Below are 26,703 nucleotides of genomic sequence, written 5' to 3' on the forward strand. Positions count from 1 at the left end.
CCGGCAACGGTCAGGCCGCGCAGTCGGTGCAGAGCATCACGCCGTTCTTCTCACTGGCCAGCCGGCTGCGGTGGTGCACCAGAAAACAACTCGAGCAGGTGAACTCGTCGGCCTGCTTGGGGATCACCCGAACCGACAGTTCCTCGCCGGAGAGGTCGGCGCCGGGCAGCTCGTAGGACTCGACGGTCTCCGAATCGTCCACGTCAACGACGGCCGACTGGGCCTCGTTGCGCCGCGCCTTCAGTTCCTCGAGGGAATCCTCGGAAACGTCATCGGTCTCGGTGCGCCGTGGGGCGTCATAGTCGGTAGCCATCGCCATCCCCTCCGTAACAGTTGCAGCAAGGCTTTGTACCAGCGTCGAACGCGTCAACCAAATGATTCGTGCCCTAATAACCGACCCGGGGGTGTGAGTTATATCACAGCGCGTGGAGTCGGGTGGGGATTTCCGATGCACGGTGGTTCTACAGTGCAGGAGTGGTCGCGCTCATCACCGACGGCACCGCGTTCGACAAACACGGTCGCCCCTTCCGACGTCGTAATTTCCTGCCCGCGATCGTCATGTTCGCGGTGCTGGCCGTCGCCACGGCGGTGGTGTGGTCGGTCGCGCTGAACCAGCCGACCCATATCCAGGAGGTGAAGGCCTGCAATCCTCCGCCGCCGGCCGAGGGCGCCCCGGCGCCGTCGCTGGGCGAGCGGATCGACCCGGAGGAGATGTCGCAGATCGCTCCCGCCCGGCTCGCCGACACCAGGATCCGCGTCCTCAACGCCACCGGACGCGCCGGCCATGCCGCCGAGATCGCCGGTGCCCTCGGCGATTTGGGCTTCGCCCAACCCGAGGCCGCCAACGACGGGGTGTACTCGGCCGTGCGCCTGGAATGCCGGGGGCAGATCCGGTTCGGGCTGGAGGGCCGCTATGCGGCTGCCGCGGTGTGGCTGGTGGCCCCGTGCACCGAGCTGTACCAGGACGGCCGCCCCGACGCCGTGGTCGACCTGGCGCTGGGCACCGACTTCGAGGAGCTGAGCTCCAGCGACGACATCAGAACCGTGCTGGCCAGTCTGGGCCCGGACGCCACCGCTCCGCCCGATCCGGAGTTGCTCGAACGGATCCACACGACAACCTGTTAGACGACCTGTTGGACGGCCTGGCAGCAGGGGCTCGGCTCGAGCCTAGCCGGCCCCGTGCGGTGGTCAGCCCGCGGCGGCGCGCAACGCGTCCCGCAGGGCGGCGTCGATACCCGGCGCGGCGGCGGTCACCATGCCGTCGGGTTCGCCCACCCGCTCCGGCGGCGGCACCCGCACCCGGGCCCCGGCCTCGGCGGCGATCAACGCCGCGGCGGCCCAGTCCCAGACCTGCACCCCTTCCTCGTAGTAGGCGTCGAGCAGCCCGGCGGCGACCATGCACAGATCCAGTGCGCACGAACCGATCCGCCGGATGTCGCGGACCCGGGGCAGCAGCGTGGCCACGATCCGGGCCTGGCTGCGGCGCAACTCGGCCGAGTAGGCGAACCCCGTTCCCACCAGTGCCATCGACAGCTCGGTGGCGGCGCTGCAGCGCAATCGGCGGGTGACCCCGTCCCGGTGCAGGTGGGCCCCGTGGCCGCGGGCCGCCGAGTACACCGCCCCGGCGGCCACGTCGGCGACGGCGCCGGCCACCGACTCGCCGTCGATCTGCACCCCCACCGAGACGGCGTACGCCTCGATGCCGTAGACGAAGTTGACCGTGCCGTCGATCGGGTCGAGCACCCACACCGGCCGGCCGCGCTCCGCCGCACCGGACTGGCCGCCCTCCTCGCCCAGGATCGGCTCGCCGGGCCGCAGCCGGGTCAGCCGGTCGCGCAGCAGCCGTTCGGTCTCGGTGTCGACGATGGTCACCGGATCGGTGGGTGTGCTCTTCGACCGCACCGCCGGCCCGGATTCGGTGGCGGACCCGGTGGACGCTCCGGTGGCGCCGGTGTCGCCGAACACCTCGGCGCGGCGGCGGCGGACGAAGTCGGCGGCCTCGGCCGCCAGCCGTTCGGCCACCGCCCGCAGTTCGGTCAGGTCAACAGGTGCAGACGTCATGGGGATATCGCACCACTTCGCACCAAATATGTCCGCGCCGGCCTACTAAGGTGGCAGACGCGATTGCCCCGTAGCGGGGCTTGCTGCCAGGAGCCCGGTACGAGGAGCCAGAGATGACCGCCACCGATTCATCCGTCACCCCGCCGGCCGCCGACGGCGCGGAGCGGCGCGCGTTCGGCATCGACATCGGCGGCAGCGGTGTCAAGGGCGGCGTCGTCGACCTCAACACCGGCCGGCTGATCGGCGACCGGTACAAGCTGCCCACCCCCCAGCCGGCCCTCCCGGACGCCGTCGCGGAGACGGTCGCCGCGGTGGTGCGGGAGTTCGGCTGGACCGGCCGGCTCGGCGTGACCTACCCGGGGGTGGTGATCGACGGTGTCGCGCACACCGCGGCCAACGTCGACAAGTCGTGGCTCGGCACCAACGTGCGTTCGGTGCTCGAACGTGAGCTCGACGGCCAACCGGTCACCGTGCTCAACGACGCCGATGCGGCCGGAATCGCCGAGGAACGGTACGGCGCCGGGCGGGATCAGGACGGGGTCGTGGTGTTGCTGACGTTCGGCACCGGGATCGGCTCGGCGGTCATCCACAACGGCGTGCTGCTGCCCAACACCGAGTTCGGCCATATCGAGGTCGGGGGCATGGAGGCCGAGCACCGGGCCGCCTCGTCGGTCAAGGAACGCAACGACTGGAGCTACAAGCGGTGGACCACCGAGGTGACCAAGGTGCTGATCGCCATCGAGAACGCGATCTGGCCGGATCTGTTCATCGTCGGTGGCGGTATCAGCCGCAAGGCCGAGAAGTGGGTGCCGCTGCTCGAGAACCGCACCCCGGTGGTTCCGGCCGCGTTGCGCAACACGGCCGGAATCGTCGGGGCGGCGATGGCCGCGGAGTTCGACGTCACCGCGACGACGGCGGCGTCGCGCAGTATGTGACGGCCCGCCCGACCTGCGACACGCCGCTCCGGCCACGGTTGATGCGGGCGATCGTTACAATGGTCGTCGGCGGCCGCCTACCGAATAGCGGCGAATATCAGACCTGATAGGGACGCCAACATTCGACATATGTGACGCTTTTCGGTGGTGCACGCTTACCGCGAGTGGGTGCCCGCGCCACCGGAGCACGCAAGAGGAAAGGGTGTACGTGGCAGCGACAGAGGCAAGCCCGGCAACAGACGAGCCGAAGCGCACCGCTACCAAGACTCCCGCGAAGAAGGCAGCCGCAACCAAGAGTGCGAGCGGCACGACCAAGAGTGGGAACGGGTCGGCGCCGGCCAAGCGGGCCGCCAAGTCCAGCCGAACCAAGAGCGAGTCGGGCTCGGCGACCAAGAGCCGGGCCACCAAAGCCACGAAGGCCACCAAATCGACGGCCACCAAGGCGACCAAGTCCGCGGCCAAGGCGGCCGGTAAGACCACTCGCGCCAAGTCCGGCGCTGCGAACACCCGTGCCCGCACCAAGAAGGACGCCGACGAGACCCTGGTCGACGACGTCGACGCGGTCGACATCGAACCCGACGTAGCCGAGGACATCGACGAGGCCGACCTGGACCTGACCGACATCGACGTCGACGACGAGGACGACGCCACCGAGGCGACCGCCGAGGATGACGACGACGAGGACGACGACGAGATCGACGAACCGTCGGAGAAGGACAAGGCGTCGGGCGATTTCGTCTGGGACGAGGAGGAGTCCGAGGCGTTGCGGCAGGCCCGCAAGGACGCCGAGCTGACGGCTTCCGCGGACTCGGTGCGCGCCTACCTCAAGCAGATCGGCAAGGTCGCGCTGCTCAACGCCGAGGAGGAGGTCGACCTCGCCAAGCGGATCGAGGCCGGGCTGTTCGCCGCCCAGAAGCTGGCCGAGTACGCCGAGAAGGGCGAGAAGATCCCGACCCAGCTGCGTCGCGACATGCAGTGGATCTGCCGCGACGGCGAGCGCGCGAAAAACCATCTGCTGGAGGCGAACCTGCGCCTGGTGGTGTCGCTGGCCAAGCGCTACACCGGACGGGGCATGGCGTTCCTGGACCTCATCCAGGAGGGCAACCTGGGCCTGATCCGCGCGGTGGAGAAGTTCGACTACACCAAGGGCTACAAGTTCTCCACCTACGCCACCTGGTGGATCCGCCAGGCCATCACCCGCGCCATGGCCGACCAGGCCCGCACCATCCGGATCCCGGTGCACATGGTCGAGGTCATCAACAAGCTCGGCCGCATCCAGCGTGAGCTGCTGCAGGACCTCGGCCGCGAGCCCACCCCCGAGGAGCTCGCCAAGGAGATGGACATCACGCCGGAGAAGGTGCTGGAGATCCAGCAGTACGCGCGGGAGCCCATCTCACTGGACCAGACCATCGGCGACGAGGGCGACAGCCAACTGGGCGATTTCATCGAGGACTCCGAGGCCGTGGTGGCCGTCGACGCGGTGAGCTTCACGCTGCTGCAGGATCAGCTGCAGTCGGTGCTCGAGACGCTCTCGGAACGTGAGGCCGGGGTGGTTCGGTTGCGCTTCGGGCTGACCGACGGCCAGCCGCGCACCCTCGATGAGATCGGCCAGGTGTACGGCGTCACCCGCGAACGCATCCGCCAGATCGAGTCGAAGACCATGAGCAAGCTGCGCCACCCGAGCCGTTCTCAGGTCCTGCGCGACTATCTGGACTGAGTCACCCGCACCGCCCGGTCCGAATCAGCCGCTGCCGGGGTGGGTTTCACCCCGTCACGGCTCGGTCAGGAGCGGGAATCGGCCGTCCGCACCGGGCCGGTAACTCGTCACGTTGAACACCGCGAAAGTGGGTACAGATCCATACAGGTGTGGGAACGCCATACCTGCGGGATCGGACGGGACGCCGGGCTCCCAGCGGATCGGAGAAGTCAGCCGTGCGGGATCTATGTGCAGCAGCACCAGGTCGGTGCGACCGGCGTACAGCCGGTTCGCCGGCAGATGCACCTGCGCCGGTGTCGACAGGTGCACGAACCCCTCAGTGGTCAACGACTCCGGCCGGTACTCGCCGAGCGCTTGCGCGCGTCGCCAATCCTCCGCACTGCACAGGTGCAGCAGAACCGCTGCGGGCTGATCCATGCTGTCAGCCTGCCGGTCGAGATCCCCGGCGCACAGGTGAGACACGACACATCCGTGCGCGCGGGGGAACAACGCGGGAATCTGTTTCGTCTGAGACAGTAGAGATACGTGTCGGACCGAACGACGGACGATACGGCGCCTGCACAATCGGCAGGAGGATGGAGGAGCCATGAACGCAACTCTGACCAGTCCCGAGCTGACCAGAGCTGACCGGTGTGACCGCTGCGGCGCGGCCGCTCGCGTTCGGGCCAAGCTTCCGTCCGGCGCCGAGTTGTTCTTCTGCAAGCATCACGCCAACAAGCACGAAGCGAAGCTGATCGAGATGTCGGCGGTGCTGGAGGTCAGCCCGATCGAATCGTGATCGCCGCGGCACCGGGTCAGGTGATCGGCAACTCGCCGGGGCGTAAACCGCGGCGCGGCCCGATTCGTGGGTAATCCTGAACGGGTCATGACTGACCAGGTGCGACCGGCGCGACCGTCTCGTCACCATGTCCGCCGCATCACCCGGCGGACGTTGACGAAGAGCTGGGACGATTCGATCTTCTCCGAATCCGCCCAGGCGGCGTTCTGGTGCGCGTTGTCGCTGCCACCGTTGCTGCTCGGCATGCTCGGCAGCCTGGCCTACATCGCCCCGCTGTTCGGGCCGGCCACGCTGCCGAGCATCGAGGAGTGGCTGCTCAACACCGCCAACACGTTCTTCTCGTCGAATGTGGTGACCGAGATCCTGGAGCCGACGGTCCACGACATCGTGGCCGGCGCCCGCGGTGAGGTGGTGTCGCTCGGCTTCATCATCTCGCTGTGGGCCGGGTCGTCGGCGATCTCGGCGTTCGTCGACTCGATCGTGGAGGCCCACGACCAGTCGCCGCTGCGTCACCCGGTGCGGCAACGCTTCTATGCGCTGGGGCTGTACGTGGCGATGCTGCTCTTCGCGATCGCCACCGCACCCCTGCTCGCCCTGGGGCCGCGCAAGATCGGCGAGTTCCTGCCCGACGAGTGGTCGGACATCCTGCGGTTCGGCTACTACCCGGTGCTGGCGCTGAGCTTGATCGTGGCGGTCAACATCCTCTACCGGGTGTCGTTGCCCAAACCGCTGCCGTCGCACCGGCTGTTGTGGGGTTCGGTGCTCGCGGCCACGGTGTTCATGATCGCGACGGCCGGGCTGCGGGTGTATCTGGGCTGGATCACCAGTACCGGCTACACCTACGGCGCGCTCGCCACCCCGATCGCGTTCCTGTTGTTCGCGTTCTTCCTGGGGTTCGCGATCATGCTGGGCGCCGAACTCAACGCCGCGATCGAGGAGGAGTTCCCCGCGCCCGGCACCCGCACCGAACGCCTGCGCCGCCGGATTCAGGAGCGGATCGAGAACGGGCGCGGACCGGCGCCGGCCACCCCGGCACCCGCCTCGCCCCCGGGCCCCGCCCCGAAGAGGTCAGCCCCGATCACACCGAACGCCGGATCGGTCACTTCTTGAGCTGCTCGTAGATCCGTTTGCACTCCGGACACACCGGTGACCCCGGCTTGGGCGAGCGGGTGACGGGGAACACCTCGCCGCACAGCGCGACCACGTGGGTACCCAGCACCGCGCTCTCGGCGATCTTGTCCTTCTTGACGTAGTGGAAGTACTTCGGGATGTCACTACCGGTGCCGTCGTCGACGCGTTCCTCGGTGTCGGTACGTTCGATGGTCTGGGTCTGCATGACCTCTATTCTGCCCCGCCGAATTTTCACAGGAAACCGGCTGACACCTGCGACCGCAGATGTGAAACAGTGGAGGTATGAAACACGGCCGCGAGCTGAGTTTCGACGAAGATGGTCGGCCAGTTCTCATCACCACCGCAGCCATCCCCTACGAGGTGGAGCACCGCCAGCGGGTACGCAACTATCTGATCATGATGTCGGTGCGCGTCCCGGCGCTCATCGGCGCCGCGATCGCCTACGGCATCTGGCACAACGGATGGATTTCGCTGGCCATCATCGTGGCCTCGATACCGCTGCCGTGGGCGGCGGTGCTGATCGCCAACGACCGCCCGCCGCGCAAGGCCGAGGAGCCCCGTCGTTACCAGGCCCGGGCCACCACCGTGATCGAGCCCACCACCGAGCAGACGGCGCTGCAGCAGCGACCATCGGTTCCCCCGCAACAGGGGGCCGACGATTCGCCCTACGACGTTCCCTGACCCGGCCGATCGGCGCCCATTCTCAGGGCATTCTCAGGTCACCGCGGAAAAGCCGCAGATCAAAACGTGTGAACCGGGAAGGCGCCGGGAACTCCTATCGGCACTTGAGCGTTGTAGCTCATGACAGTTGTAGCCGATCAGGAGGCCGTCATGGCAAATGCCACCACCAGCCGCGTCGACAGCGACCTGGACGCCCAGAGTCCGGCCGCTGACCTCGTACGCGTGTATCTGAACGGCATCGGCAAGACAGCTCTGCTCGATGCCGCAGAAGAGGTGGAGCTCGCGAAGCGGATCGAAGCGGGTCTTTACGCGCAGCATCTGCTGAAGACCAAGAAGCGGTTGGGACAGAACCGCAAGCGTGATCTGGAAGCGATCGTGCGTGACGGTGAAGAGGCGCGCCGCCACCTGCTGGAGGCCAACCTCCGGTTGGTGGTGTCACTGGCCAAGCGCTACACCGGTCGAGGGATGCCGCTGCTGGACCTGATCCAGGAGGGCAACCTCGGGTTGATCCGGGCGATGGAGAAGTTCGACTACACCAAGGGGTTCAAGTTCTCCACCTACGCCACCTGGTGGATCCGCCAGGCCATCACCCGCGGTATGGCCGACCAGAGCCGCACCATCCGGCTCCCGGTGCACCTGGTGGAGCAGGTCAACAAGCTCGCACGGATCAAGCGCGAGCTGCATCAGACGCTGGGCCGCGAGCCCACCGATGAGGAGCTGGCCGAGGAGTCGGGCATTCCGGTCGAGAAGATCGCCGATCTGCTGGACCACAGCCGCGATCCGGTGAGCCTGGACATGCCGGTCGGCAGCGACGAGGAGGCGCCGCTCGGTGACTTCATCGAGGACGCCGAGGCGATGTCGGCGGAGAACGCGGTGATCGCCGAGTTGCTGCACACCGACATCCGGCACGTGCTGGCGACCCTGGACGAGCGGGAGCAGCAGGTGATCCGGCTGCGGTTCGGCCTGGACGACGGTCAGCCCCGCACCCTCGATCAGATCGGCAAGCTCTTCGGCCTGTCCCGGGAGCGGGTCCGACAGATCGAGCGTGAGGTGATGGCCAAGCTGCGTCACGGCGAACGGGCCGACCGGCTGCGTTCCTACGCCAGCTAGCATCCATATCGAAGCCACCGCGCCCGCCGGTCCGACCGGCGGGCGCGGTCGCGTGTGGGCCGCGGGGAAAGCGGCACGGAAACGAAGGGCCGCAGTTCAGACGGCATTCACGGTAGACTCGCGGCAACGGAGGGTGCCCCATGAATGATCTTGTCGATACCACCGAGATGTATCTGCGCACGATCTACGACCTCGAGGAAGAAGGCGTAGTCCCGCTGCGCGCACGTATCGCCGAACGGCTCGAGCAGAGCGGGCCGACGGTGAGCCAGACCGTCTCCCGGATGGAACGCGACGGCCTGCTCCAGGTCGCCGGAGACCGGCATCTCGAACTCACCGAGAAGGGGCGCGCCCTGGCGATATCGGTGATGCGCAAGCACCGGCTGGCCGAACGGCTGCTGGTCGACGTCATCGGCCTGCCGTGGGAGGAAGTGCACGCCGAGGCCTGCCGCTGGGAACACGTGATGAGCGAGGACGTCGAGCGACGCCTGGTCAAGGTGCTCGACAACCCCACGACCTCACCCTTCGGCAACCCCATCCCAGGGCTCTCCGAACTCGGGGTGGTCTCCACCGAGCCCGAGGACATGAACCTGGTCCGGCTCACCGAACTGCCGGCCGGCACCCCGGTGCCGGTGGTCGTCCGCCAGCTGACCGAGCACGTGCAGGGTGATGTCGAGCTGATCACCCGGCTCAAGGAGGCCGGCGTGGTGCCCAACGCCCGGGTGACCGTTCAGGTCAACGAGAACAAGAGCGTGTCGATCATCATCCCGGGACACGAGCAGGTCGATCTGCCGTACCAGATGGCCCACGCCGTCAAGGTGGAGAAGGTCTAGACCCGGAGACGTCCCGTCCCGCGACCGGCGGCCGAGCCGGCGGGGCTCACCCTGCCCGGCCGAAGGCGCGCCGCGGCGGCAACCGCACGCCGAGCCGATCGGCCATCCGGTACCCGGTGAGCGCCAGCTCCCGGATCCGTTCCGGGCGCAGCCCGGACTGCAACGCCGTGTCAAGCATGCCCGCCATCCGGTGGTTCGGATCGCCCCGCAGCGCGGCGTCCAGCGACACCCCGGCCAGCGGTCCGTCACCGCGCGCGTAGGCGCTGAACGCCAGCAGCACCAGCGCCTCGGTCCGCCACGGTTCCGGCAGCATGCGGGCCAGCCACGCCCACAGGTTCTCCGCGATGGCCGCGTCGTCGCCGACCGCCAGCGCGTACAGCGTGTCGCGCACCCGGCCGTCGGTGAGGGCGCAGGCCAACGCGCACAGCTGCGGTTCGCCGATGTCCGATCCGGCCGCGATCCGGCCGGCCGCGGCGATCATGTCCTGCACATCGCGGCGGGCCTGCGCATCGGTCCGCAGTTCACCGCGCCGCTCGGCGGTCCGGGTGATCGCCTCGGCGAGATCCGGGTCGCGGTCGGGCGCGGGTTCGACGACCGCCACCAGCTCGCTGCGGCGGGTGTACAACCGGCGGCCGTCCAGCACCGCGGCGGCGGCCAGCGGTGAGGCCGACGGGTCCTCCACCCGGCCGCCGGCCCCGCACCCGTCGGCGCAGTGCCAGCGCCCACCGGCCGCGACCCGATCCACCACGTGGGCGGCCAGCAGTTCGATGCCGTGCCGGGCCAGCTCGTCGGTCAGCTCGGCCGCCAGCTGACGGTATCGGTCGTTGCACACCCCGCAGGCCGCGCCGGCCCGGTCGACGATCACCGCGATCGCCGCCGCGGGCGCCGCGGCGGCCGCCACTTCGGCGAGCCGCTCGATCGACGGTGCATCGGAGAGGTCGATGCGCAGGACACAGCCCAGCTCGCCGTCGTCGACGGTGACCAGGACCAGGGAGTGCTCGGGAACGAAACCCAGCACGGCGGGTAACGCGGCGATCAGTTCGCCGGGGCGGTTGAGGTTGAAATCGGGTGTGCGTGAAGTTGGCATGGCCCGACGCTGTCAGCCGGCCACGACGGCGACCGGCCACCGACCGCGCGGCGGCCGGCGGACTGGGGATCAAGTCGGGATTGGGGATCGCACGGATTCCGGCGGCGCACCGCGCGTTGGGCTGCATCCGGACCCCGAGTCGCGTACACCTTGTGCATGGGCGCGAAGTACGACCTGATCGTCATCGGCTCCGGACCGGGCGGACAGAAGGCCGCGATCGCCGCCGCCAAACTCGGGAAGACGGTGGCGGTGGTCGAACGGGGGCGGATGCTCGGCGGGGTGTGCATCAACACCGGCACCATCCCGTCCAAGACGCTGCGCGAAGCGGTGCTCTACCTGACCGGGATGAATCAGCGGGAACTGTACGGCGCGGGGTACCGGGTCAAGGACCACATCACCCCGGCGGATCTGCTGTCGCGGACCCGACACGTCATCGAGCGGGAGATCGAGGTGGTGCGTGATCAGCTGACGCGCAACAACGTCGACCTGCACACCGGCCACGGCCGGTTCCGCGACCCGCACACGATCGTCGTCGAGGACGCCGCCCGCGCCGAGCTCACCACCCTCACCGGCGACTACATCGTGCTCGCCCCCGGCACCTCCCCCGCCCGTCCGCAGGGGGTGGCGTTCGATGAGCGCCGGGTGCTCGACAGTGACGGCATCCTCGACCTCGAGGCGCTGCCCGGTTCGATGGTGGTGGTCGGCGCCGGGGTGATCGGCATCGAGTACGCGTCGATGTTCGCGGCGCTCGGCACCCGGGTCACGGTCGTCGAGAAGCGCGCGTCGATGCTGGACTTCTGCGACCCGGAGATCGTCGAGGCGTTGACATACCACCTGCGCGACCTCGCCGTCACCTTCCGGTTCGGGGAACAGGTGACCGGCGTGGAGGTGAGCCCGGCCGGCACCGTCACCAGCCTGGCCAGCGGTAAGCGGATCCCTGCCGACGCCGTGATGTACTCGGCCGGCCGGCAGGGCCAGACCGCCCGGCTCGATCTGCACAACGCGGGCCTGGAGGCCGACGACCGGGGCCGCATCGCCGTCGACGACAACTACCGGACCGCGGTCGACCACATCTACGCGGTGGGCGATGTGATCGGGTTCCCGGCGCTGGCCTCCACCTCGATGGAACAGGGGCGGGTGGCCGCCTGTCACGCGTTCGGCGAACCCGTCGACCAGCTGCCCGAACTCCACCCCGTGGGCATCTACGCCATCCCGGAGATCTCCTATGTCGGGTCGACCGAGGTGGAGCTGACCCGCGACGCCGTCCCGTACGAAACCGGGGTGGCGCGCTACCGCGAACTGGCCCGCGGCCAGATCGCCGGCGACAGCTACGGCATGCTCAAACTGCTGGTCTCCACCGAGGACCGCACAGTGCTGGGCGTGCACATCGTCGGCACCCACGCCACCGAACTCGTGCACATCGGGCAGGCGGTGATGGGGTGCGGCGGCACGGTGGACTACCTGGTGGACGCGGTCTTCAACTATCCGACCTACGCCGAGGCGTACAAGGTGGCCGCCCTCGATGTCGCGAACAAGCTGCGCACCCTGGACCGTCTGCAGTCTTAGATTTCGCGGTGCGCAAAACGGGCATCCACGGTGGAATGGCCATGGAAATCGACGCGTTGTTGCATCTCGAACGGGGTCCGCGAATGCGGTCCCGGCAAATAGGCGAAACTGGTATCAGCGGTAGACACCAACCGGACGTGTCTTGGCCACACAGGCAAGGAGGCAAGCGGGATGGCTGATCACGCAGAAAGCCCAGAGCAGCATTATCAACCCGAACAGTCGGGAATGTACGAACTGGAGTTCCCGGCGCCGAAGCTGTCCTCGGAGGACGGCAAGGGCCCGGTCCTGGTACATGCGCTGGAAGGGTTCTCCGATGCCGGGCACGCCATCCGGTTGGCCGCCGAGCACCTCAAGAACACGCTGACCACCGAACTGGTCGCCTCGTTCGCGATCGACGAGCTGCTCGACTACCGGTCGCGGCGGCCGCTGATGACGTTCAAGACCGATCACTTCACCCGCTACGAAGAGCCCGAACTGAACCTGTACGCGCTGCACGACACCGCCGGCACACCGTTCCTGCTGCTGACCGGACTGGAGCCGGACCTGAAATGGGAGCGGTTCGTCAGCGCGGTGCGGTTGCTGGCCGAGCGACTCGGGGTGCGCCGCGTGATCGGGCTGGGCACCATTCCGATGGCGGTGCCGCACACCCGGCCGGTGACGCTGACGGCACATTCGAACAACAAGGAACTGATCGCCGAGCACACCGCGTGGGTGGGCGAGGTGCAGGTGCCGGGCAGTGTCTCGAACCTGCTGGAATTCCGGATGGGCCAGCACGGTTTCGAGGTCGTAGGTTACACGGTCCACGTGCCGCACTATCTGGCGCAGACCGCATATCCGCCCGCCGCCGAGGCGTTGCTGGCCGAGGTCGCCAAGGCGGGGTCGCTGGAGCTGCCGCTGGCGGAACTGGCGAAGGCCGGGGCGGAGGTGCACGACCGGATCAACGAGCAGGTCGAGGCCAGCCCGGAGGTCGCCCAGGTGGTGGCCGCGCTGGAACGCCAGTACGACGCGTTCATCACCGCCCAGGAGAACCGATCGCTGCTCGCCCATGACGAGGACCTGCCCAGCGGTGAGGAACTCGCCGGCGAGTTCGAGAAGTTCCTGGCGCAGCAGAACCGGGAGTCCAATCCGGACGGGTTCCGCGACGACGGCGACACCCCGGGGTTCTAGCGCGGGGGTTCCAGCGCGGGCCCTCGCTCGAAGCGGGCCCAACATGATCGTCGGGCGCCGGTCCTCGACGTAGCATCGGGGCATGGGCCTCGACGTGACCGTACTGCGGGTGTTCACCGATCCCGACGGCAAATTCGGCAACCCGTTGGGGGTGGTGGACGACGCCGCGGTCGACCCCGCTGACCGCCAGCGAATCGCCACCGAACTGGGTTACAGCGAAACGGTATTCGTCGAGGTTCCGCAGTCCGGCACCAACACCGCCCAGGCCCGCATCTTCACCCCGGTCACCGAAATGAGGTTCGCCGGACACCCGACCGTCGGGGCGGCCTGGTGGCTGCGGGAACAGGGCCGCCCGATCCACACGCTACAGGTGCCGGCCGGCATCGTGCAGGTGAGCTACCGGGACGATCTCACCGAGGTCAGCGCCCGCGCCGAATGGGCGCCGGAGTTCGTCATCCGCGAACTGGAGACGGCCGAGGAGCTCCTTGCCGCGGACCCCGATGAGTATCCCGATGACATCGGGCACTACCTGTGGACCTGGACGGATCGGGAACACGGTCAGATCCGCGCCCGGATGTTCGCCAACAATCTGGGCATCCCCGAGGATGAGGCCACCGGATCCGCCGCGGTGCGCATCACCGAGTTCCTCAGCCGCGATCTGACGATCGTGCAGGGTAAGGGGTCGATCATCGAAACCCGCTGGAACCCCGAGGGGTGGGTGCAGATCGCGGGGCGGGTGGCCCGGGACGAGATCCGGACGCTGGACTGAGACGGATCAGTTCGACTTCTGCTCGGCCGACGCCGCCCGATGGGCCCGCAGTTCCCGGATTTCGCGCTCGAAGTCCTCGGCGGAGGTGAACGACCGGTACACCGAGGCGAACCGCAGGTAGGCGACCTCGTCGAGTTCCCGCAACGGCCCGAGTATCGCCAGGCCGACCTCATGGCTGGGCACCTCCGGTGACCCGGTGGCCCTGACGGTGTCCTCGACCTGTTGTGCCAGCAGATTCAGCGCGTCATCGTCGACCTGACGGCCCTGGCAGGCGGCGCGCACACCGCGGATCACCTTCTCCCGGCTGAAGGGTTCGGTGACGCCGCTGCGCTTGACCACCGCAAGCACGGCGGTCTCCACGGTGGTGAACCGCCGGCCGCATTCCGGGCATGCGCGACGCCGCCGGATCGCCTGACCCTCGTCGGTTTCCCGGGAGTCCACCACGCGCGAATCCGGGTGACGGCAGAACGGACAATGCATCACCGCTCCTTCGCCACGTCGGCACGTACGTACGTCGAACGCCTCTGAGCCTACCCGCGACGAAATGCGATGGCACAGCGCCCCACTACCGTTGGACGACACGGTCTTCCACAGCGACCGGCGCGCGTCAGCCGATGGGAGCGATCAGTGTCTGCCCAGCGGCCAGCGCGGCGGAGTCGAGCTGATTGAGCTCACGGATCCGTTCCACCACGGCGGCAACCGGGGCGTCCGGCGCGACCCGCTGCGCCACCTGATGCAGCGTCTCCCCGTGCTGCACCTGCACCACGGCGACAGTGGTAGGCACCGCGGCATCGGTGGCCGTCACCCCGCCGAGCTGGGCCACCAGCCCCAGCCACACGGTGATCGCGGCGGCCACCAGCGCCAGCGCCACCGTACCGGCCGGGGTGATCGGGCGCCGCCGGTGCGGGGCGCGCGAGACCAGCACGCCGGTTCCCCGGTGGCGCAGGGCGGCGCCGCCGGGGCGTGGGTGCGCCGGACGCCGCCGGGACACCGGCGCCGGCCGCAGGATTGGTGCCGCCGCGTCCGTCCGGCGCTGGCTCGTCGCACGCCCGCCGGGCAGGCGGGCCTCGGTGCGGCCCGGATGGCCGGCACGCGACTCAGTGCGGGCCCGGGTACGAGTGCGGGTGTCGAGGACTGTCATGTGTTCGCCTTCCGCTCGGCGTGTTCGCTCGCCTGTTCGAATGGTAGTCGATCATGCGTTCGATGAATAGAACGCGTGATCGAACTGTGTCGGAGACTAGGACGCCCCACCGACAGTCCGAAGGCGGAACGGGTCGGCGCGGGTGCAGGCGGATCACAGTCCCGACACACCTCGAACACATGTTTGATCATTGTCGGGTCCGCGGCTAGATTGAGGTCATGAGTGACAGCCACGATTCCCCGGGTGCCGCAGACACCGCCGGCCGCAGACGCGCCGCCGACAGCGGTCTGACCGAGCGTCAGCGCACCATCCTGGAGGTGATCCGCGCGTCGGTGACCACCCGCGGGTATCCGCCGAGCATCCGGGAGATCGGCGACGCGGTGGGGTTGACGTCCACCTCATCGGTGGCTCACCAGCTGCGCACGCTGGAACGCAAGGGCTATCTGCGGCGGGATCCGAACCGTCCGCGCGCCGTGGACGTCCGGGGCGTCGACGACCCCGCAAAACCCGCCGTGACCACTGACGTCGCCGGCTCGGACACGCTGCCGGAACCGACGTTCGTCCCGGTGCTGGGCCGGATCGCCGCCGGTGGTCCGATCCTCGCGGAGGAGGCGGTCGAGGATGTCTTCCCGCTCCCCCGCGAACTGGTTGGTGAGGGTTCGCTGTTCCTGCTGAAGGTGGTGGGCGACTCCATGATCGACGCCGCCATCTGCGACGGCGACTGGGTCGTGGTGCGCCAACAGAACGTCGCCGAGAACGGCGACATCGTCGCGGCGATGATCGACGGCGAGGCCACCGTCAAGACGTTCAAACGGTCCCGCGGCCAGGTCTGGTTGATGCCGCACAACCCGGTCTACGATCCGATTCCCGGGAACGAGGCCGCCATCCTCGGAAAAGTCGTGACGGTGATCCGCAAGATCTGAGTCAGTCGCTGCGGACGAAACCGTTCGTCCGGGCCAGTTCCTCGCTGGCGAACCAGATCTCGGCGTCTACCTCGTCGTAGTCCGCGCTGCCCGGCACCCAGTACAACCCGTCGGTGATCCGGGCCTTGATCGGATATCCCTCCGGCGGCCGGCGCGGGTCGCCGTCGGCCGGGAGCCGTAGCGCGGTCTGACCGTACTCGGGTTCATCGACGTCGATCGCGGCGTGCCGTCCGGTGGTCTCCGAATCCGGGCGGGTCGCGCTGGGCCTCGGCTCAGCCGCCTCGGGCGCCACGATCGGTGTCGGCGCGGTGTCGACGTCGTCCTGGTCCTTCTCGAAAAACGGATCCTCGGAAGGTGTCTCGCGTTCCGGCTCGGTGGACTCGTCCTGCCCGGGAAGCTGATCCGGTGGGGCCCCGAGTGTTTCGGCCCCGCCTGTCGCGGCCGCCGTCGTTCGGGTCTGCCCGGATTCGGCTGAGGCCGAATCGGCCCGGTGTGGCTCGGGTGGAGCTTTGTCACCCAGTTCACCCGGCGGTGTTGCGGTGCGGGCCTCGTCGGCAGGCGTCGCCGGATCGCCGGTGTATCCCCATCCTCTGAAATCGGCTTGTGCGGGCGGGGTTCCCAACCCGAACAGTTCGGACGGCTGTGGTGCGGCGTCACCCGACAGCGTCTCGTGGCGCCGGTCGAGGTCTTCACGCGTGTCGTATCCGCCCGGGTCGTGAACGTCCGAGTCGAAGGCGTCCGGGCCCTGGTCATATCGCTCGGGGTCATATCGCTCGGAATCGTGATGCTCGGGGTCATACCGCTCGGAATCGTGATGCTCGGGGTCGTATTGCCCGGATTGCAGGTGCCCCGCGCCGGCGTAGCGGCGTCGCCGGTTCCAGATCGTCAGCCCGATCAGCGCCGCGGCCAGCACCAGCACCGGAATCAGCACGAGTAGCCAGCCGACCCCCACCCCCGGCCGGGAGGGCCCGCCGCCGTCCTCGGACTGCGCCAGCGGCGCTTCCTCGATGTCGGCCGGCGGCTCGACCCCCGGAACCTCCAGCCCGGTCAATTGTGCTGCCAGACCGGCCGGTTCGGTGCGGAAGCTGCCGTCGGACCGATTCCAGGTGATCGAGCCTCCGCTGAACCGCTGGGTGATCTCGTCACCGTCCTCGGTCTGATCGTCCACCGGCACACCGAGTTCCCCGGCGGCGCCGCCGAGTTTGTCCCACGCGGCCTTCATCGCGCCCCGGACGATGACGGCACCGTAGTCGGGGGTCCAGAAGATGATCGGCTCGTCGGCGGCCGCGAAGCCGGCCATCCGCCCGCCAGCGCCGCCGTCGTGTTCTCCGCTGATCGGGAAGCCGAGGTCGCCCTCCGGGCCGCCAACACTGCGGTACTTCTCCAGCACCTGACCGGTGAGCACATGGGCGCCGGTCGCCGGGCTGTAGAAGATGGTGCCGCCGGTGAAGTCCTGGGCGACACCGTCGTCGCCGATCGGGTACTCGTCGCCCTCCTTGGCCCCCAGCGGGCCCAGCGCGCCGCCGGCAGCGCGGCGGGCGGCGTTGATCTCCGCGGTGGGATTCTGCGGCACGTCGAGATCGGCCAGTTGATCGGCGAGTTCGGGTGGGACGGTGCTGAACTCTCTGGTCTTGCGGTTCCAGCTGATCTCTCCGCCGCTGAAGCGTTGGGTCACCACATCACCGCGGTAGGCCTCGTCCTCGGCTGGCACGCCCAGCACGCCGGCGGACCCGCCGAGCCTGTCCCAGGCCAGGTTGATGGCCCCGCGCACCACACGGGCCCCGGTGTCGGGCGTCCAGAAGATCACCGGACGGTCCGGTGCGCTGAAGATGACGTTGCGGCTGTCCGGGCCGACGCGTCCGGGGCTTTCACTCAGCGTCGGGAAGCCGAGGTCGCTGTCGGCGGGCCCGCCCAGCGACTCGTACTTGGCGAGTATCTCGCCCTGCATGAAGTGGGCGCCGGTCTGCGGCGTGAAGAACATCTTGCCGTGCGCGTAGTTCTGGGCGAACCCCGCACCGATGGGATAGACGCCGCCGTCCGGCGGCCCCAGCGGCCCGCCCGGCCCTCCGCTGGCGTCGTAGGCCGCGCCGATCGCGGCGCCGGCGTCCTCCTCCGGGGTGGCCGCCGCCTCCGGAGCCGACAGGAGGCCGGCCAGCGTCATGGTCGCGACCGCCAGGAGGCAGGCTGCGAAGCGCCCCAATGCGGTTTCCGTCCGGGCCCACTGCCCGTTCATGTCCGTCCTCCCGGAGGTCTGGCAAAGTCCTTCGTAACGTATCGCGTTCGTCCACTCTGCGTCAGAGGACGTTCATATCAAAGCGGACACGGCCGTTACGCGAGGACGGATTTCCCTCTCGGCGCAGGGCCACGGTGGGATCGTCGGCGCTGTTCAGACCCACAAACACCGCCACCGGTCTTTGCCAGTACCGGCTGTTCGGTGTGGACACAAGGGTTCTCCGCGACGCTGCCGTCACGCGGCGCCACAACCGGCCTCCCGCCGCGCCGCCGGATGCCACGCGGCATCCCCCGGGCTGCTCGGGATCGCGAACGGACCAGCGGCGCAATGTGTTGCGAGCCCGCCTCGGCGCCTCGCCGCCACACCACCCGCCCGGCAGCGGATTCTTCCAGCCGGATACGGCGGACGCATCGGTGAGAGGACGAAAAGAGCTGCGCCAGAGGATCTCCGGCCGCCAGGTCGCAGATGTCCGGAGGCTCGGCGTCGCACCCGCACCGCGCAGGTGTCGCCGCAGGCAAACCCGCACCGACGGCGCCGCCGAGCCACTCCCCCAGCGCGGGAAACCGGCCGGGCGGCGGCGGATCGGTCCTGTGCGGCCGGCACGTCGGTGGCCGTCTCGCAGGTGGGCCGATCCGGGTGGTCCGTCAGGCGCTGCCGGCGGCCGGAATTTCTTTGCCTGTCGCCGGCGCGCACCGCGCCGGGAGCCGGGATCAGACCGTCGCGAAGTCGCGCAGGCTGGCGGCCAGCGCCACCGGAACCCGGGCCTTGATGCGGGTCCCGTCGGCGCGGTGCTCGGTGGCGTCGACGCGGCCGTCGGAGTGCACCCGGGCCACCAGATCACCGCGGTCGTACGGGATGGTCACATCCACCGCGGTCTCGGTGGGCGCCACCAGTTCGGACATCCGCTGCCGCAACCGGTCCAGCCCCTCACCGGTGTGGGCGGAGACGAACACCGCGTCGGGCAGGGCTCGACGCAGCTGCGTCAGGGTCAGATCCGACGCGGCGTCGATCTTGTTCACCACCAGCAGTTCCGGCGCGGGCGGTGCGTCATGGTCGGCGTGGACGTCGCGCAGCACCTCCCGCACCGCGTCGATCTGCGCCAGCGGGTTGGCGTCGGCGCCGTCGACCACGTGCACCAGCAGGTCGGCGTGGATCACCTCCTCCAGGGTGGACCGGAACGCCTCCACCAACTGGGTGGGCAGGTGTCGCACGAAGCCGACGGTGTCGGTCAGCACGAACGGCCGCCCGTCGTCGAACCGGCCGCGGCGGGTGGTCGGCTCCAGGGTGGCGAACAACGCGTCCTCGACCAGCACCCCGGCGTCGGTCAGCGCGTTGAGCAGGCTCGACTTGCCGGCGTTGGTGTATCCGACGATCGCGATCGACGGGATCGCGCTGGCGAGCCGGCGGTGCCGCTTGGTGTCGCGGACCTTCTTCATCTCCTTGATCTCGCGGCGCAACCTGGCCATCCGTTCCCGGATCCGCCGACGATCGGTCTCGATCTTGGTTTCACCCGGGCCACGCAGGCCGACACCGCCGCCGCTGCCACCGGCACGGCCACCGGCCTGCCGTGACATCGATTCACCCCAACCGCGCAGCCGCGGCAGCATGTACTCCATCTGCGCCAGCGACACCTGCGCCTTGCCCTCCCGGCTGGTGGCGTGCTGGGCGAAGATGTCGAGGATCAGGGCGGTCCGGTCGACGACCTTGACCTGCACGACCTTCTCCAGCGCGGTCAGCTGCGCCGGGCTGAGCTCACCGTCGCAGATCACCGTGTCGGCGCCGGTGGCGACCACGATGTCACGAAGTTCCCTGGCCTTACCGGAGCCGATATAGGTTGCCGGGTCGGGCTTGTCGCGCCGCTGGATGACGCCCTCGAGCACCTGGGAGCCGGCGGTCTCGGCCAGCCGGGCCAGCTCGGCGAGGCTGGCCTCGGCGTCGGCGATGGTGCCTTCGGTCCACACGCCGACCAGCACGACGCGTTCCAGCCGCAGCTGCCGGTATTCGACTTCGGAGACGTCGGTCAGCTCGGTCGACAGACCGGCGACCCGACGCAGCGCGGCGCGGTCCTGCAGCTCGAGCTCACCGACGCTGGGCGCCTCGGCGGTACGGACCGTCTCGGGTGTTTCGGGGGTCTCGGGATATGTCATAGGCGAAGCAAGGTTCGCATGGAGATCACTGTTCATGCACCTCAATTAACGCGCCGGCCGGGCCGGCCATTCCGTCCCGCTGCGCCGCCCACCAGTCCGCCGAGATGTCGCCCCGCGCCACCAACACCGACGGTCCCCGCAGATGGCTGGTGGTCTCGGTGACGGTGACGGTGACGGTGCCCCCGGGCACCCGGACCCGCATGGTGCCGGTGTCGGCGCCCAGATGACGCAGCGCCGCGACCGTGGCCGCGACCGTGCCGGTGCCGCACGACCGCGTCTCGCCGACACCGCGCTCGTGGACCCGCATCGACACCACCGAATCCACCGGCGGGGTCAGCACTTCGATGTTCACCCCGTCCGGGAACTGCTCGGTGTCGAACTGCACCGGGGCCGCGACGTCGAGCGCGGCGAGCGCGTCCTCGGTCAGTTCGGGATCCACGCAGGCCAGGTGCGGGTTACCGACGTCGACCGCCAATCCGGTGAACCGCCGGCCGCCGACCACCGCGGTGCCGGTGCCCGACTGGTTGGCCTTGCCCATCTCGACGGTGACATCGGCGGTGGTGGCGTCGCTGTGGTGCAGCACCACCGGCCGGGGTCCGGCCGGCGACCCGACGACGAACTCGTCGCGGGACTCCAGCCCGGACGCCCGCAGGTAGTGGGCGAACACCCGCACCCCGTTGCCGCACATCTGCGCGATGGAGCCGTCGGCGTTGCGGTAGTCCATGTACCAGTCGTCGGCGGCCACGCCGTCGGGCAGGCGGTCGAGGACCCCGGCCGCCCGGGCGGCGCCGGCCGTCGTCACCCGCAGCACCCCGTCGGCGCCGAGTCCGCGGCGCCGATCGCACAGGGCCGCGACGCCGGCCGGCGTCAACGTCAACCGGGCGTCCGGATCGGGCAGCACCACGAAGTCGTTCTCGGTGCCGTGCCCCTTGGCGAATCTCACTGCCTCAGGATACGTTCCGCCAGGTCGCCAGGGCCCGTTCGACGTTGTCGGGGGCGGCGCCGTCCAGCCAGATGATCCGGTGGTCCCGGCGGAACCAGGACCGCTGCCTGCGCACGTAGCGGCGGGTGCCGATGAAGGTGCGTTCCCGGGCCTCGGCCAACGCCTCCCCCGCCGCCGACTGCGCTGCGGGACCCGTCCCGGTGTCCAGCGCGGCCAGCACCTGGGCGTAACCCAGCGCCCGCGAGGCCGTCACCCCCTTGCGTAACCCCCGCTCGATCAGCCCGCGCACCTCGTCGACCAGCCCGGCGGCGAACATCTTGTCGGTGCGCTGACGCAACCGTTCGTCGAGAGCCTCGGTGGCCCAGTCCAGCCCGATGATCACGGTGTCCCAGCGCGGCGGCCCCACCGGCGGTTTGGACGCCGCGAACGGTCTGCCGGTCAGTTCGATCACCTCCAGCGCCCGCACGATCCGCCGGCCGTCGGTGGGCAGGATGGTGTCCGCCGCGGCGCTGTCCACCCGCGCCAGTTCGGCGTGCAGGGCGCGAGCCCCGATCTCGGCGAGCCGGGCTTCCCAGCGGGCCCGGACCGCCGGATCGGTGGCCGGGATCGACCAGTCGTCGAGGAGCGCCTGGATGTACATCATCGACCCGCCGACGATCACCGGCACCCGACCGCGCGCGATGACGGCCTCGACGTCGGCGGCCGCCGCCTGCTGGTAACGGGCGACCGTGGCGGTTTCGGTGACCTCGAGGACGTCGAGCTGGTGGTGCGGGATGCCGCGGCGTTCGGCCACGGTGAGTTTGGCGGTGCCGATGTCCATCCCCCGGTACTGCTGCATGGCGTCGGCGTTCACGATCTCCCCGCCGATCCGCTCCGCGACCGCCACGGCGAGGTCGGACTTGCCGGTCCCGGTGGGGCCGACGATGGCGAGCGGCCGGTCCGTCATGGCGTCCAGAGACCGGTGAAATAACCGACGCCGTACGGCGCGCCGCGGTACAGCTCCCGGGCGGACCGCGGCGCCGGCTCGACCAGCCCGGTCAGCAGCTGGTACGCGGCGCGCCCGACGATGGCGCCGGGCAGGTCGGTCAGCGCCGCGGTGTCGCCGGCGGCCAGCGCATCGTCGAGGGCCCGCTGGATCGGCACCGAGTCCGGGTCGTGACCGCCCGGCGCGGACGGGGTCAGGGTGTTCGCGCCGTCGGCGACCAGCAGCACCCCCACCGGTTCGGCCGACCGGTCGATCTCGGCGCGCAGGGCCCGGCCCCGGTCCCGGGCGGCCGGTGCGGGCAGATCGGCGGCGCAGACCCGCACCTCGGCGCGAGCGTGCGGCGCGGCCTGCCCGCGCACCCAGCCGGTGATCAGCGCGCACAACGGCAGTTCGGTCGGCTGCTGCCCGTTCCACCCGGGACCGTCCGGCCCGGGGTGTGGCGCCAGCCGGACCCGGACGTCGACCCCGTATCCGGCGAAGGTTCCCACGCTGTCGGCCGGCACGGTGGCATCGGCCGGCCCGACCCCGACCGCCAGCCACCGCTGCGGCAGCGCGGCGGCCGCGGTGAACACGGCGTCGCGCAGCCCGGACAGCTCGGCCGCCGCGGCGCCGGCCAGTTCGGGGACCATGACCGGCGCCGACGGCACGATCGCAATGGCGCTCAGCACACCACCAAACTATCGATGTCGGCCGGATGGGCGCCCGGCGCACCCGGCCGAGGACCGCCGCGACGTCCGGAGACGCGAAGGCGCGGGCGTAAGCCGCGACGACCTGTTTCAATAGCGTTCGACAGACCTGTCACCCAGAGCATGGCGCCGCGTTGCGCGGCAGGAGCGCGAACACTCGCGCGGAAGGCAGAAGGAACCGATATGACCAGCAGCGAGCCCACCCGGCCGACTCCGAAGCCGACCCCCCGGCCGGGACCACGCGGACCGGTCCCCGGTCCCGTTCCGGGGCCCCGCCCGACGGCCACGGTGGCCGCGCCACCGGCCAGCGATCCGCACAAGTTCGGCCGGGTCGACGCCGACGGCACGGTGTGGCTGATCACCTCCGAGGGTGAGCGCGTCATCGGATCCTGGCAGGCCGGTGACGCCGAGGCGGCGTATGCCCACTTCGGCCGCCGCTACGACGATCTGCACACCGAGGTCGCGCTGCTGGAGCGGCGGCTGGCGTCGCGGACCGGTGACGCCCGCAAGATCCGGGCCGCGGCCGCCGCGCTGGCCGAGAGCCTGCCGACCGCCGCGGTGCTCGGCGATGTGGACGCGCTGGCGGTGCGGCTGTCGGCGGTCCTCGAGCAGGCCGAGGAGGCCGCGAACGCCGAGAAGGCGCGGCGCGAGGAGTTCCGCAGGGCCCAGATCGCGCGCAAGGAGGCGCTGGCGGCGGAGGCCGAGGACATCGCCGCCAACTCGATGCAGTGGAAGGCGGCCGGTGACCGGTTGCGCGCCATCCTCGACGAGTGGCGCACGATCACCGGGGTCGACCGCAAGACCGACGACGCCCTGTGGAAGCGCTACTCGGCGGCCCGGGAGATGTTCAACCGGCGCCGCGGATCGCACTTCGCCGAACTGGACCGGGAGCGGGCGCAGGCTCGCCGCGCCAAGGAGGCGTTGTGTGAACGCGCGGAGGAGCTCGCCGATTCGACCGACTGGGGTCCGACGTCGGCAGCCTTCCGGGAGCTGCTCGCCGAGTGGAAGGCGACCGGCCGGGCGGCCAAGGACGTCGACGACGCGCTGTGGCAGCGGTTCAAGGCGGCCCAGGACAAGTTCTTCACGGCCCGCAACGCGGTGCACGCCGAACGCGACGCGGAGCTGCGCGCCAACGCCGAGGCCAAGGAGAAGCTGCTCGAGCAGGCGGAGAAGATCGACACCGGCGATGTGGATGCGGCGCGCGCGGCGTTGCGCGCGATCGTCGAGAAGTGGGATGCGATCGGCAAGGTGCCGCGGGACCGCACCGCCGAGCTGGAACGGCGGTTGCGCGCGGTGGAGAAGCGGGTGCGCGACGCCGCCTCGTCGGGGTGGACCGATCCGGAGGCGCAGGCCCGCGCCGACCAGTTCCGGATCCGCGCCGAACAGTACGAGCAGCAGGCCGCCAAGGCGGAGGCGGCGGGCCGCACCAAGGACGCCGAGGAGGCGCGGGCCAACGCCGCGCAGTGGCGGCAGTGGGCTGAAGCCGCCGCACAGGCGCTGGAGAAGCGCCGCTAGCGGCCGTGCTCGTCGCCCCGGTCGTCCGGGCCGGTGACGTCGGGGCTGTCCAGGTGAGCCTCGCGGTCCACCGCGGGATCTGACGCGTCCGGGTCGAGGCTGCGCAGATGTCGTTCGGCGGCCCGGCGGCGCCGGTCCGCCTCGGCGGCCATCTGCAGGTCGGTGCGCGCCCACACCGCCCGCGCCCAGTGGAACGTCAGCACCATCACCGCGATCCAGGCGATGACCAGTCCGAACCCGGGGCCCGGATACTGTTCGGCAGCCGTCTGACGGGACCAGATCGCCAGCATGCCGAATGCCGACGCCACCGCGGACCCGGCCAACGCCACCCAGGCCAGCGCCCAGCGGCGGGTCAGCAGCGCGATCATCGAGAACCCGACCGAGAACACCAACGTGCACCAGCCGAACACCCGCGACGGCAGGGACACCCCGGCAGCGCCGGCGGCCTCACCACCGAGCAGCACATCCCAGCCGCGCACCCCGCCGGTGTGCGGCAGGACGAAGGTCACCAGGATCACGAACACCAGGATGGCGACCACCAGCGCGCGGGCGCCCGGGTCGAACTCGCCGGCGAGCCGGCGCTCGGCGGCTTCGATCTCGCTGCGGAACTCGTCGAGGTCGTCGTGTTCGCGGCGGCCGCGGGAATCATCGCGGTCGGAACCCTCGGCGCTCAACAGCCACACCCCCTGGTCGGTTCGGCGTCGGGTTTCGGCCCGCCGATGCGCGGCAGGCCCAGCCCGACGGTTTTGGGCCGCAGCCCGGCGGCGTGGGCGTCGCCGGCGCGGGTGCGGCGATGGCCGGCCGGCTCGGCGTCGGCGATCAGATAGTGCGGCGCGGCCGCGGTGACCGTGGTCGTCACGATGTCGCCGGGCCGGATGTCGAGCCCGCCCGGGGTGAAATGCACCAGCCGGCCGTCGCGGGCCCGCCCGGACATCCGGGCCGTGCTGGCGTCCTTGCGGCCCTCACCGGTTGCGACCAGCAGTTCGACCGCGCGGCCGATCTGTGCGGTGTTCTCCTCCAACGCGATCCGGTCCTGCAGCGCGATCAGCCGTTCGTAGCGTTCCTGCACGACGGCCTTGGGCAGCTGATCGGGCAGGTCCGCCGCCGGGGTGCCGGGCCGGCGCGAGTACTGGAAGGTGAACGCACCGGCGAACCGGGCCTGTTCGACCACGTCGAGGGTGGCCTGGAAGTCCTCCTCGGTCTCCCCCGGGAACCCGACGATCAGATCGGTGGTGATCGCGGCGTGCGGGATCGCGGCCCGCACCTTGTCGAGGATGCCGAGGAAGCGTTCGGCCCGGTACGAGCGGCGCATGGCCCGCAGGATGCGGTCCGAACCGGACTGCAGCGGCATGTGCAGCGCCGGGCACACGTTGGGCGTCTCGGCCATCGCCTCGATCACGTCGTCGGTGAACTCGGCCGGATGCGGTGAGGTGAACCGCACCCGCTCCAGACCGTCGATCTCCCCGCAGGCGCGCAGCAGGTCGGCGAAGGCGCCGCGGTGGCGGGGCAGATCCGGATCGGCGAACGACACTCCGTAGGCGTTGACGTTCTGCCCCAGCAGCGTGACCTCGAGCACCCCCTGGTCCACCAGGGCGCGCACCTCGGCGAGGATGTCGTCCGGCCGCCGGTCCACCTCCTTGCCGCGCAGCGCCGGCACGATGCAGAACGTGCAGGTGTTGTTGCATCCGACGGAGATGGAAACCCAGGCGGCGTAGGCCGATTCCCGCGCGGCCGGCAGGTTGGACGGGAACTCCTGCAGCGCTTCGGCGATCTCGACCTGTGCGGTCCTGTTGTGCCGGGCGCGTTCCAGCAGCGCCGGCAGCGAGCCGATGTTGTGGGTGCCGAACACCACGTCCACCCACGGCGCCCGGCGCAGCACCGCGTCGCGGTCCTTCTGGGCCAGGCAGCCGCCGACGGCGATCTGCAGGTCCGGATCGGCCTGTTTGCGCGGCGCCAGGTGGCTGAGGTTGCCGTAGAGCTTGTTGTCGGCGTTCTCCCGCACCGCGCAGGTGTTGAACACGACCACGTCGGCGTCGGCGCCGTCGGACGCGCGCCGGTATCCGGCGGCTTCCAGCAGCCCGGCCAGCCGCTCGGAGTCGTGCACGTTCATCTGACACCCGTAGGTGCGGATCTGATAGGTGCGCGCCGATGAGCGTTCCCGCGCAGCCCCGGAGGCGCCCCCGGCGCCGGTCCGGGAGCGCGTCACCATCGAAGTCACGCGCCCATGGTACGGCCGCCCCGATCGGCGAGTGGCGGGCGTGGGGCCACCGACGTCGGTAAGGTTTGCGCCCATGGACA

Annotated in this window: 27 protein-coding genes; 13 read left to right on the plus strand and 14 right to left on the minus strand. The window is 70.0% G+C overall.

Annotation, left to right across the window (positions count from 1 at the left end; all coding sequences use genetic code 11):
- Positions 1–10 precede the first annotated feature (10 nt).
- Positions 11–313 carry a DUF4193 domain-containing protein gene (locus tag CKW28_RS13495; RefSeq protein ID WP_003926774.1) on the minus strand — a complete coding sequence of 101 codons (303 nt, stop codon included), beginning with the start codon at positions 311–313 and terminating at the stop codon, positions 11–13.
- A gap of 161 nt (positions 314–474) precedes the next feature.
- On the opposite strand from CKW28_RS13495, the gene cei reads away from it, so the two are divergent.
- Entirely contained in the window at positions 475–1,125 is a 651-nt protein-coding gene (gene cei, locus CKW28_RS13500) for an envelope integrity protein Cei (RefSeq protein ID WP_003926775.1), read from the plus strand.
- Positions 1,126–1,188: 63 nt separating this feature from the next.
- Here cei and CKW28_RS13505 read toward each other — a convergent pair whose 3' ends face one another.
- Positions 1,189–2,061 carry an inositol monophosphatase family protein gene (locus CKW28_RS13505; protein ID WP_003926776.1) on the minus strand — a complete coding sequence of 291 codons (873 nt, stop codon included), beginning with the start codon at positions 2,059–2,061 and terminating at the stop codon, positions 1,189–1,191.
- A gap of 113 nt (positions 2,062–2,174) precedes the next feature.
- Here CKW28_RS13505 and ppgK point away from each other — a divergent pair, with 113 nt between their 5' ends.
- Both ppgK and CKW28_RS13515 read left to right on the plus strand, forming a co-directional pair.
- Positions 2,175–2,996 carry a polyphosphate--glucose phosphotransferase gene (gene ppgK, locus CKW28_RS13510; protein WP_003926777.1) on the plus strand — a complete coding sequence of 274 codons (822 nt, stop codon included), beginning with the start codon at positions 2,175–2,177 and terminating at the stop codon, positions 2,994–2,996.
- A gap of 127 nt (positions 2,997–3,123) precedes the next feature.
- Positions 3,124–4,713 (plus strand): RNA polymerase sigma factor, encoded by a 1,590-nt coding sequence (locus tag CKW28_RS13515; protein WP_081475546.1) that lies wholly within the window; start codon positions 3,124–3,126, stop codon positions 4,711–4,713.
- 54 nt (positions 4,714–4,767) lie between these two features.
- Here the strand turns inward: CKW28_RS13515 and CKW28_RS13520 are convergent, their stop codons facing one another.
- On the minus strand, positions 4,768–5,130 hold the full coding sequence (locus tag CKW28_RS13520; RefSeq protein WP_003926779.1) for a DUF952 domain-containing protein: 363 nt from the start codon (positions 5,128–5,130) through the stop codon (positions 4,768–4,770).
- A gap of 169 nt (positions 5,131–5,299) precedes the next feature.
- Between CKW28_RS13520 and CKW28_RS13525 the strand changes: the two genes are divergently transcribed.
- On the plus strand, positions 5,300–5,491 hold the full coding sequence (locus CKW28_RS13525) for a DUF7455 domain-containing protein (RefSeq protein ID WP_003926780.1): 192 nt from the start codon (positions 5,300–5,302) through the stop codon (positions 5,489–5,491).
- 87 nt (positions 5,492–5,578) lie between these two features.
- Complete coding sequence (locus CKW28_RS13530) at positions 5,579–6,601, plus strand: YihY/virulence factor BrkB family protein (RefSeq protein ID WP_003926781.1); 1,023 nt, start codon at positions 5,579–5,581, stop codon at positions 6,599–6,601.
- Here the strand turns inward: CKW28_RS13530 and CKW28_RS13535 are convergent.
- Positions 6,591–6,827, minus strand: coding sequence for a DUF3039 domain-containing protein (locus tag CKW28_RS13535; protein WP_003926782.1), 237 nt, complete (start codon positions 6,825–6,827; stop codon positions 6,591–6,593). The genes CKW28_RS13530 and CKW28_RS13535 overlap by 11 nt on opposite strands.
- Positions 6,828–6,904: 77 nt before the next feature.
- Between CKW28_RS13535 and CKW28_RS13540 the strand changes: the two genes are divergently transcribed.
- The 3 genes from CKW28_RS13540 (at position 6,905) to CKW28_RS13550 (ending at position 9,243) form a co-directional block, all read left to right on the plus strand.
- A complete protein-coding gene (locus tag CKW28_RS13540; protein WP_003926783.1) occupies positions 6,905–7,303 on the plus strand; it encodes a DUF3099 domain-containing protein in 399 nt (132 codons plus the stop codon).
- A 150-nt stretch (positions 7,304–7,453) separates the two neighbouring features.
- Positions 7,454–8,413, plus strand: a complete 960-nt coding sequence (locus tag CKW28_RS13545) for a sigma-70 family RNA polymerase sigma factor (RefSeq protein WP_003926784.1) — start codon at positions 7,454–7,456, stop codon at positions 8,411–8,413.
- 140 nt (positions 8,414–8,553) lie between these two features.
- Positions 8,554–9,243, plus strand: a complete 690-nt coding sequence (locus tag CKW28_RS13550; protein ID WP_003926785.1) for an iron-dependent transcriptional repressor DtxR — start codon at positions 8,554–8,556, stop codon at positions 9,241–9,243.
- 46 nt (positions 9,244–9,289) lie between these two features.
- On the opposite strand, the gene CKW28_RS13555 is transcribed toward CKW28_RS13550, so the two are convergent.
- Complete coding sequence (locus CKW28_RS13555) at positions 9,290–10,330, minus strand: DUF4192 domain-containing protein (protein ID WP_003926786.1); 1,041 nt, start codon at positions 10,328–10,330, stop codon at positions 9,290–9,292.
- A gap of 156 nt (positions 10,331–10,486) precedes the next feature.
- Between CKW28_RS13555 and sthA the strand changes: the two genes are divergently transcribed.
- The 3 genes from sthA (at position 10,487) to CKW28_RS13570 (ending at position 13,832) form a co-directional block, all read left to right on the plus strand.
- Complete coding sequence (sthA, locus tag CKW28_RS13560) at positions 10,487–11,896, plus strand: Si-specific NAD(P)(+) transhydrogenase (RefSeq protein ID WP_003926787.1); 1,410 nt, start codon at positions 10,487–10,489, stop codon at positions 11,894–11,896.
- Between the two features lie 171 nt (positions 11,897–12,067).
- Positions 12,068–13,063 carry a proteasome assembly chaperone family protein gene (locus tag CKW28_RS13565; RefSeq protein ID WP_040547312.1) on the plus strand — a complete coding sequence of 332 codons (996 nt, stop codon included), beginning with the start codon at positions 12,068–12,070 and terminating at the stop codon, positions 13,061–13,063.
- An 82-nt stretch (positions 13,064–13,145) separates the two neighbouring features.
- Positions 13,146–13,832, plus strand: coding sequence for a PhzF family protein (locus CKW28_RS13570; protein ID WP_003926789.1), 687 nt, complete (start codon positions 13,146–13,148; stop codon positions 13,830–13,832).
- Positions 13,833–13,838: 6 nt separating this feature from the next.
- On the opposite strand, the gene nrdR is transcribed toward CKW28_RS13570, so the two are convergent.
- Together nrdR and CKW28_RS13580 are read right to left on the minus strand one after the other, a co-directional pair.
- Positions 13,839–14,312, minus strand: a complete 474-nt coding sequence (gene nrdR, locus CKW28_RS13575) for a transcriptional regulator NrdR (protein WP_040547313.1) — start codon at positions 14,310–14,312, stop codon at positions 13,839–13,841.
- Between the two features lie 127 nt (positions 14,313–14,439).
- Complete coding sequence (locus CKW28_RS13580) at positions 14,440–14,973, minus strand: LysM peptidoglycan-binding domain-containing protein (RefSeq protein WP_003926791.1); 534 nt, start codon at positions 14,971–14,973, stop codon at positions 14,440–14,442.
- 218 nt (positions 14,974–15,191) lie between these two features.
- Here CKW28_RS13580 and lexA point away from each other — a divergent pair, with 218 nt between their 5' ends.
- A complete protein-coding gene (lexA, locus tag CKW28_RS13585; protein ID WP_003926792.1) occupies positions 15,192–15,896 on the plus strand; it encodes a transcriptional repressor LexA in 705 nt (234 codons plus the stop codon).
- A gap of 1 nt (position 15,897) precedes the next feature.
- Here lexA and CKW28_RS13590 read toward each other — a convergent pair whose 3' ends face one another.
- From CKW28_RS13590 to CKW28_RS13610, 5 genes are all read right to left on the minus strand, one after another.
- Entirely contained in the window at positions 15,898–18,129 is a 2,232-nt protein-coding gene (locus tag CKW28_RS13590) for an LGFP repeat-containing protein (RefSeq protein WP_003926793.1), read from the minus strand.
- A 710-nt stretch (positions 18,130–18,839) separates the two neighbouring features.
- The gene (gene hflX / locus CKW28_RS13595) at positions 18,840–20,276 is read right to left on the minus strand and encodes a GTPase HflX (RefSeq protein ID WP_003926794.1); all 1,437 of its coding nucleotides are present in this window, start codon (positions 20,274–20,276) and stop codon (positions 18,840–18,842) included.
- Positions 20,277–20,301: 25 nt separating this feature from the next.
- Positions 20,302–21,219, minus strand: coding sequence for a diaminopimelate epimerase (gene dapF, locus CKW28_RS13600; RefSeq protein ID WP_003926795.1), 918 nt, complete (start codon positions 21,217–21,219; stop codon positions 20,302–20,304).
- Between the two features lie 4 nt (positions 21,220–21,223).
- On the minus strand, positions 21,224–22,165 hold the full coding sequence (miaA, locus tag CKW28_RS13605; protein ID WP_003926796.1) for a tRNA (adenosine(37)-N6)-dimethylallyltransferase MiaA: 942 nt from the start codon (positions 22,163–22,165) through the stop codon (positions 21,224–21,226).
- Complete coding sequence (locus CKW28_RS13610) at positions 22,162–22,872, minus strand: class III extradiol ring-cleavage dioxygenase family protein (protein ID WP_003926797.1); 711 nt, start codon at positions 22,870–22,872, stop codon at positions 22,162–22,164. Before CKW28_RS13610 ends, miaA begins: the two co-directional genes overlap by 4 nt.
- A gap of 201 nt (positions 22,873–23,073) precedes the next feature.
- Here CKW28_RS13610 and CKW28_RS13615 point away from each other — a divergent pair, with 201 nt between their 5' ends.
- Positions 23,074–24,405, plus strand: coding sequence for a DUF349 domain-containing protein (locus CKW28_RS13615; RefSeq protein WP_050812009.1), 1,332 nt, complete (start codon positions 23,074–23,076; stop codon positions 24,403–24,405).
- Here CKW28_RS13615 and CKW28_RS13620 read toward each other — a convergent pair.
- Positions 24,402–25,088 carry an Rv2732c family membrane protein gene (locus CKW28_RS13620; RefSeq protein WP_003926799.1) on the minus strand — a complete coding sequence of 229 codons (687 nt, stop codon included), beginning with the start codon at positions 25,086–25,088 and terminating at the stop codon, positions 24,402–24,404. The genes CKW28_RS13615 and CKW28_RS13620 overlap by 4 nt on opposite strands.
- Complete coding sequence (gene miaB, locus CKW28_RS13625; RefSeq protein ID WP_040547316.1) at positions 25,076–26,614, minus strand: tRNA (N6-isopentenyl adenosine(37)-C2)-methylthiotransferase MiaB; 1,539 nt, start codon at positions 26,612–26,614, stop codon at positions 25,076–25,078. The genes CKW28_RS13620 and miaB overlap by 13 nt, the downstream gene beginning before the upstream one ends.
- Positions 26,615–26,703: the final 89 nt, after the last annotated feature.

The organism is Mycolicibacterium thermoresistibile, assembly GCF_900187065.1.
Taxonomy (GTDB): domain Bacteria; phylum Actinomycetota; class Actinomycetes; order Mycobacteriales; family Mycobacteriaceae; genus Mycobacterium; species Mycobacterium thermoresistibile.

Bases quoted from the DNA above. Each gene is read 5' to 3' on its own strand.
- CKW28_RS13495 (WP_003926774.1), bottom strand. From the start codon at position 313: ATGGCTACCGACTATGACGCCCCACGGCGCACCGAGACCGATGACGTT.
- CKW28_RS13505 (WP_003926776.1), bottom strand. From the start codon at position 2,061: ATGACGTCTGCACCTGTTGACCTGACCGAACTGCGGGCGGTGGCCGAA.
- ppgK (WP_003926777.1), top strand. From the start codon at position 2,175: ATGACCGCCACCGATTCATCCGTCACCCCGCCGGCCGCCGACGGCGCG.
- CKW28_RS13520 (WP_003926779.1), bottom strand. From the start codon at position 5,130: ATGGATCAGCCCGCAGCGGTTCTGCTGCACCTGTGCAGTGCGGAGGAT.
- CKW28_RS13525 (WP_003926780.1), top strand. From the start codon at position 5,300: ATGAACGCAACTCTGACCAGTCCCGAGCTGACCAGAGCTGACCGGTGT.
- CKW28_RS13530 (WP_003926781.1), top strand. From the start codon at position 5,579: ATGACTGACCAGGTGCGACCGGCGCGACCGTCTCGTCACCATGTCCGC.
- CKW28_RS13535 (WP_003926782.1), bottom strand. From the start codon at position 6,827: ATGCAGACCCAGACCATCGAACGTACCGACACCGAGGAACGCGTCGAC.
- CKW28_RS13540 (WP_003926783.1), top strand. From the start codon at position 6,905: ATGAAACACGGCCGCGAGCTGAGTTTCGACGAAGATGGTCGGCCAGTT.
- CKW28_RS13545 (WP_003926784.1), top strand. From the start codon at position 7,454: ATGGCAAATGCCACCACCAGCCGCGTCGACAGCGACCTGGACGCCCAG.
- CKW28_RS13550 (WP_003926785.1), top strand. From the start codon at position 8,554: ATGAATGATCTTGTCGATACCACCGAGATGTATCTGCGCACGATCTAC.
- CKW28_RS13555 (WP_003926786.1), bottom strand. From the start codon at position 10,330: ATGCCAACTTCACGCACACCCGATTTCAACCTCAACCGCCCCGGCGAA.
- sthA (WP_003926787.1), top strand. From the start codon at position 10,487: ATGGGCGCGAAGTACGACCTGATCGTCATCGGCTCCGGACCGGGCGGA.
- CKW28_RS13565 (WP_040547312.1), top strand. From the start codon at position 12,068: ATGGCTGATCACGCAGAAAGCCCAGAGCAGCATTATCAACCCGAACAG.
- CKW28_RS13570 (WP_003926789.1), top strand. From the start codon at position 13,146: ATGGGCCTCGACGTGACCGTACTGCGGGTGTTCACCGATCCCGACGGC.
- nrdR (WP_040547313.1), bottom strand. From the start codon at position 14,312: ATGCATTGTCCGTTCTGCCGTCACCCGGATTCGCGCGTGGTGGACTCC.
- CKW28_RS13580 (WP_003926791.1), bottom strand. From the start codon at position 14,973: ATGACAGTCCTCGACACCCGCACTCGTACCCGGGCCCGCACTGAGTCG.
- lexA (WP_003926792.1), top strand. From the start codon at position 15,192: ATGAGTGACAGCCACGATTCCCCGGGTGCCGCAGACACCGCCGGCCGC.
- CKW28_RS13590 (WP_003926793.1), bottom strand. From the start codon at position 18,129: ATGAACGGGCAGTGGGCCCGGACGGAAACCGCATTGGGGCGCTTCGCA.
- hflX (WP_003926794.1), bottom strand. From the start codon at position 20,276: ATGACATATCCCGAGACCCCCGAAACACCCGAGACGGTCCGTACCGCC.
- miaA (WP_003926796.1), bottom strand. From the start codon at position 22,165: ATGACGGACCGGCCGCTCGCCATCGTCGGCCCCACCGGGACCGGCAAG.
- CKW28_RS13615 (WP_050812009.1), top strand. From the start codon at position 23,074: ATGACCAGCAGCGAGCCCACCCGGCCGACTCCGAAGCCGACCCCCCGG.
- miaB (WP_040547316.1), bottom strand. From the start codon at position 26,614: ATGGTGACGCGCTCCCGGACCGGCGCCGGGGGCGCCTCCGGGGCTGCG.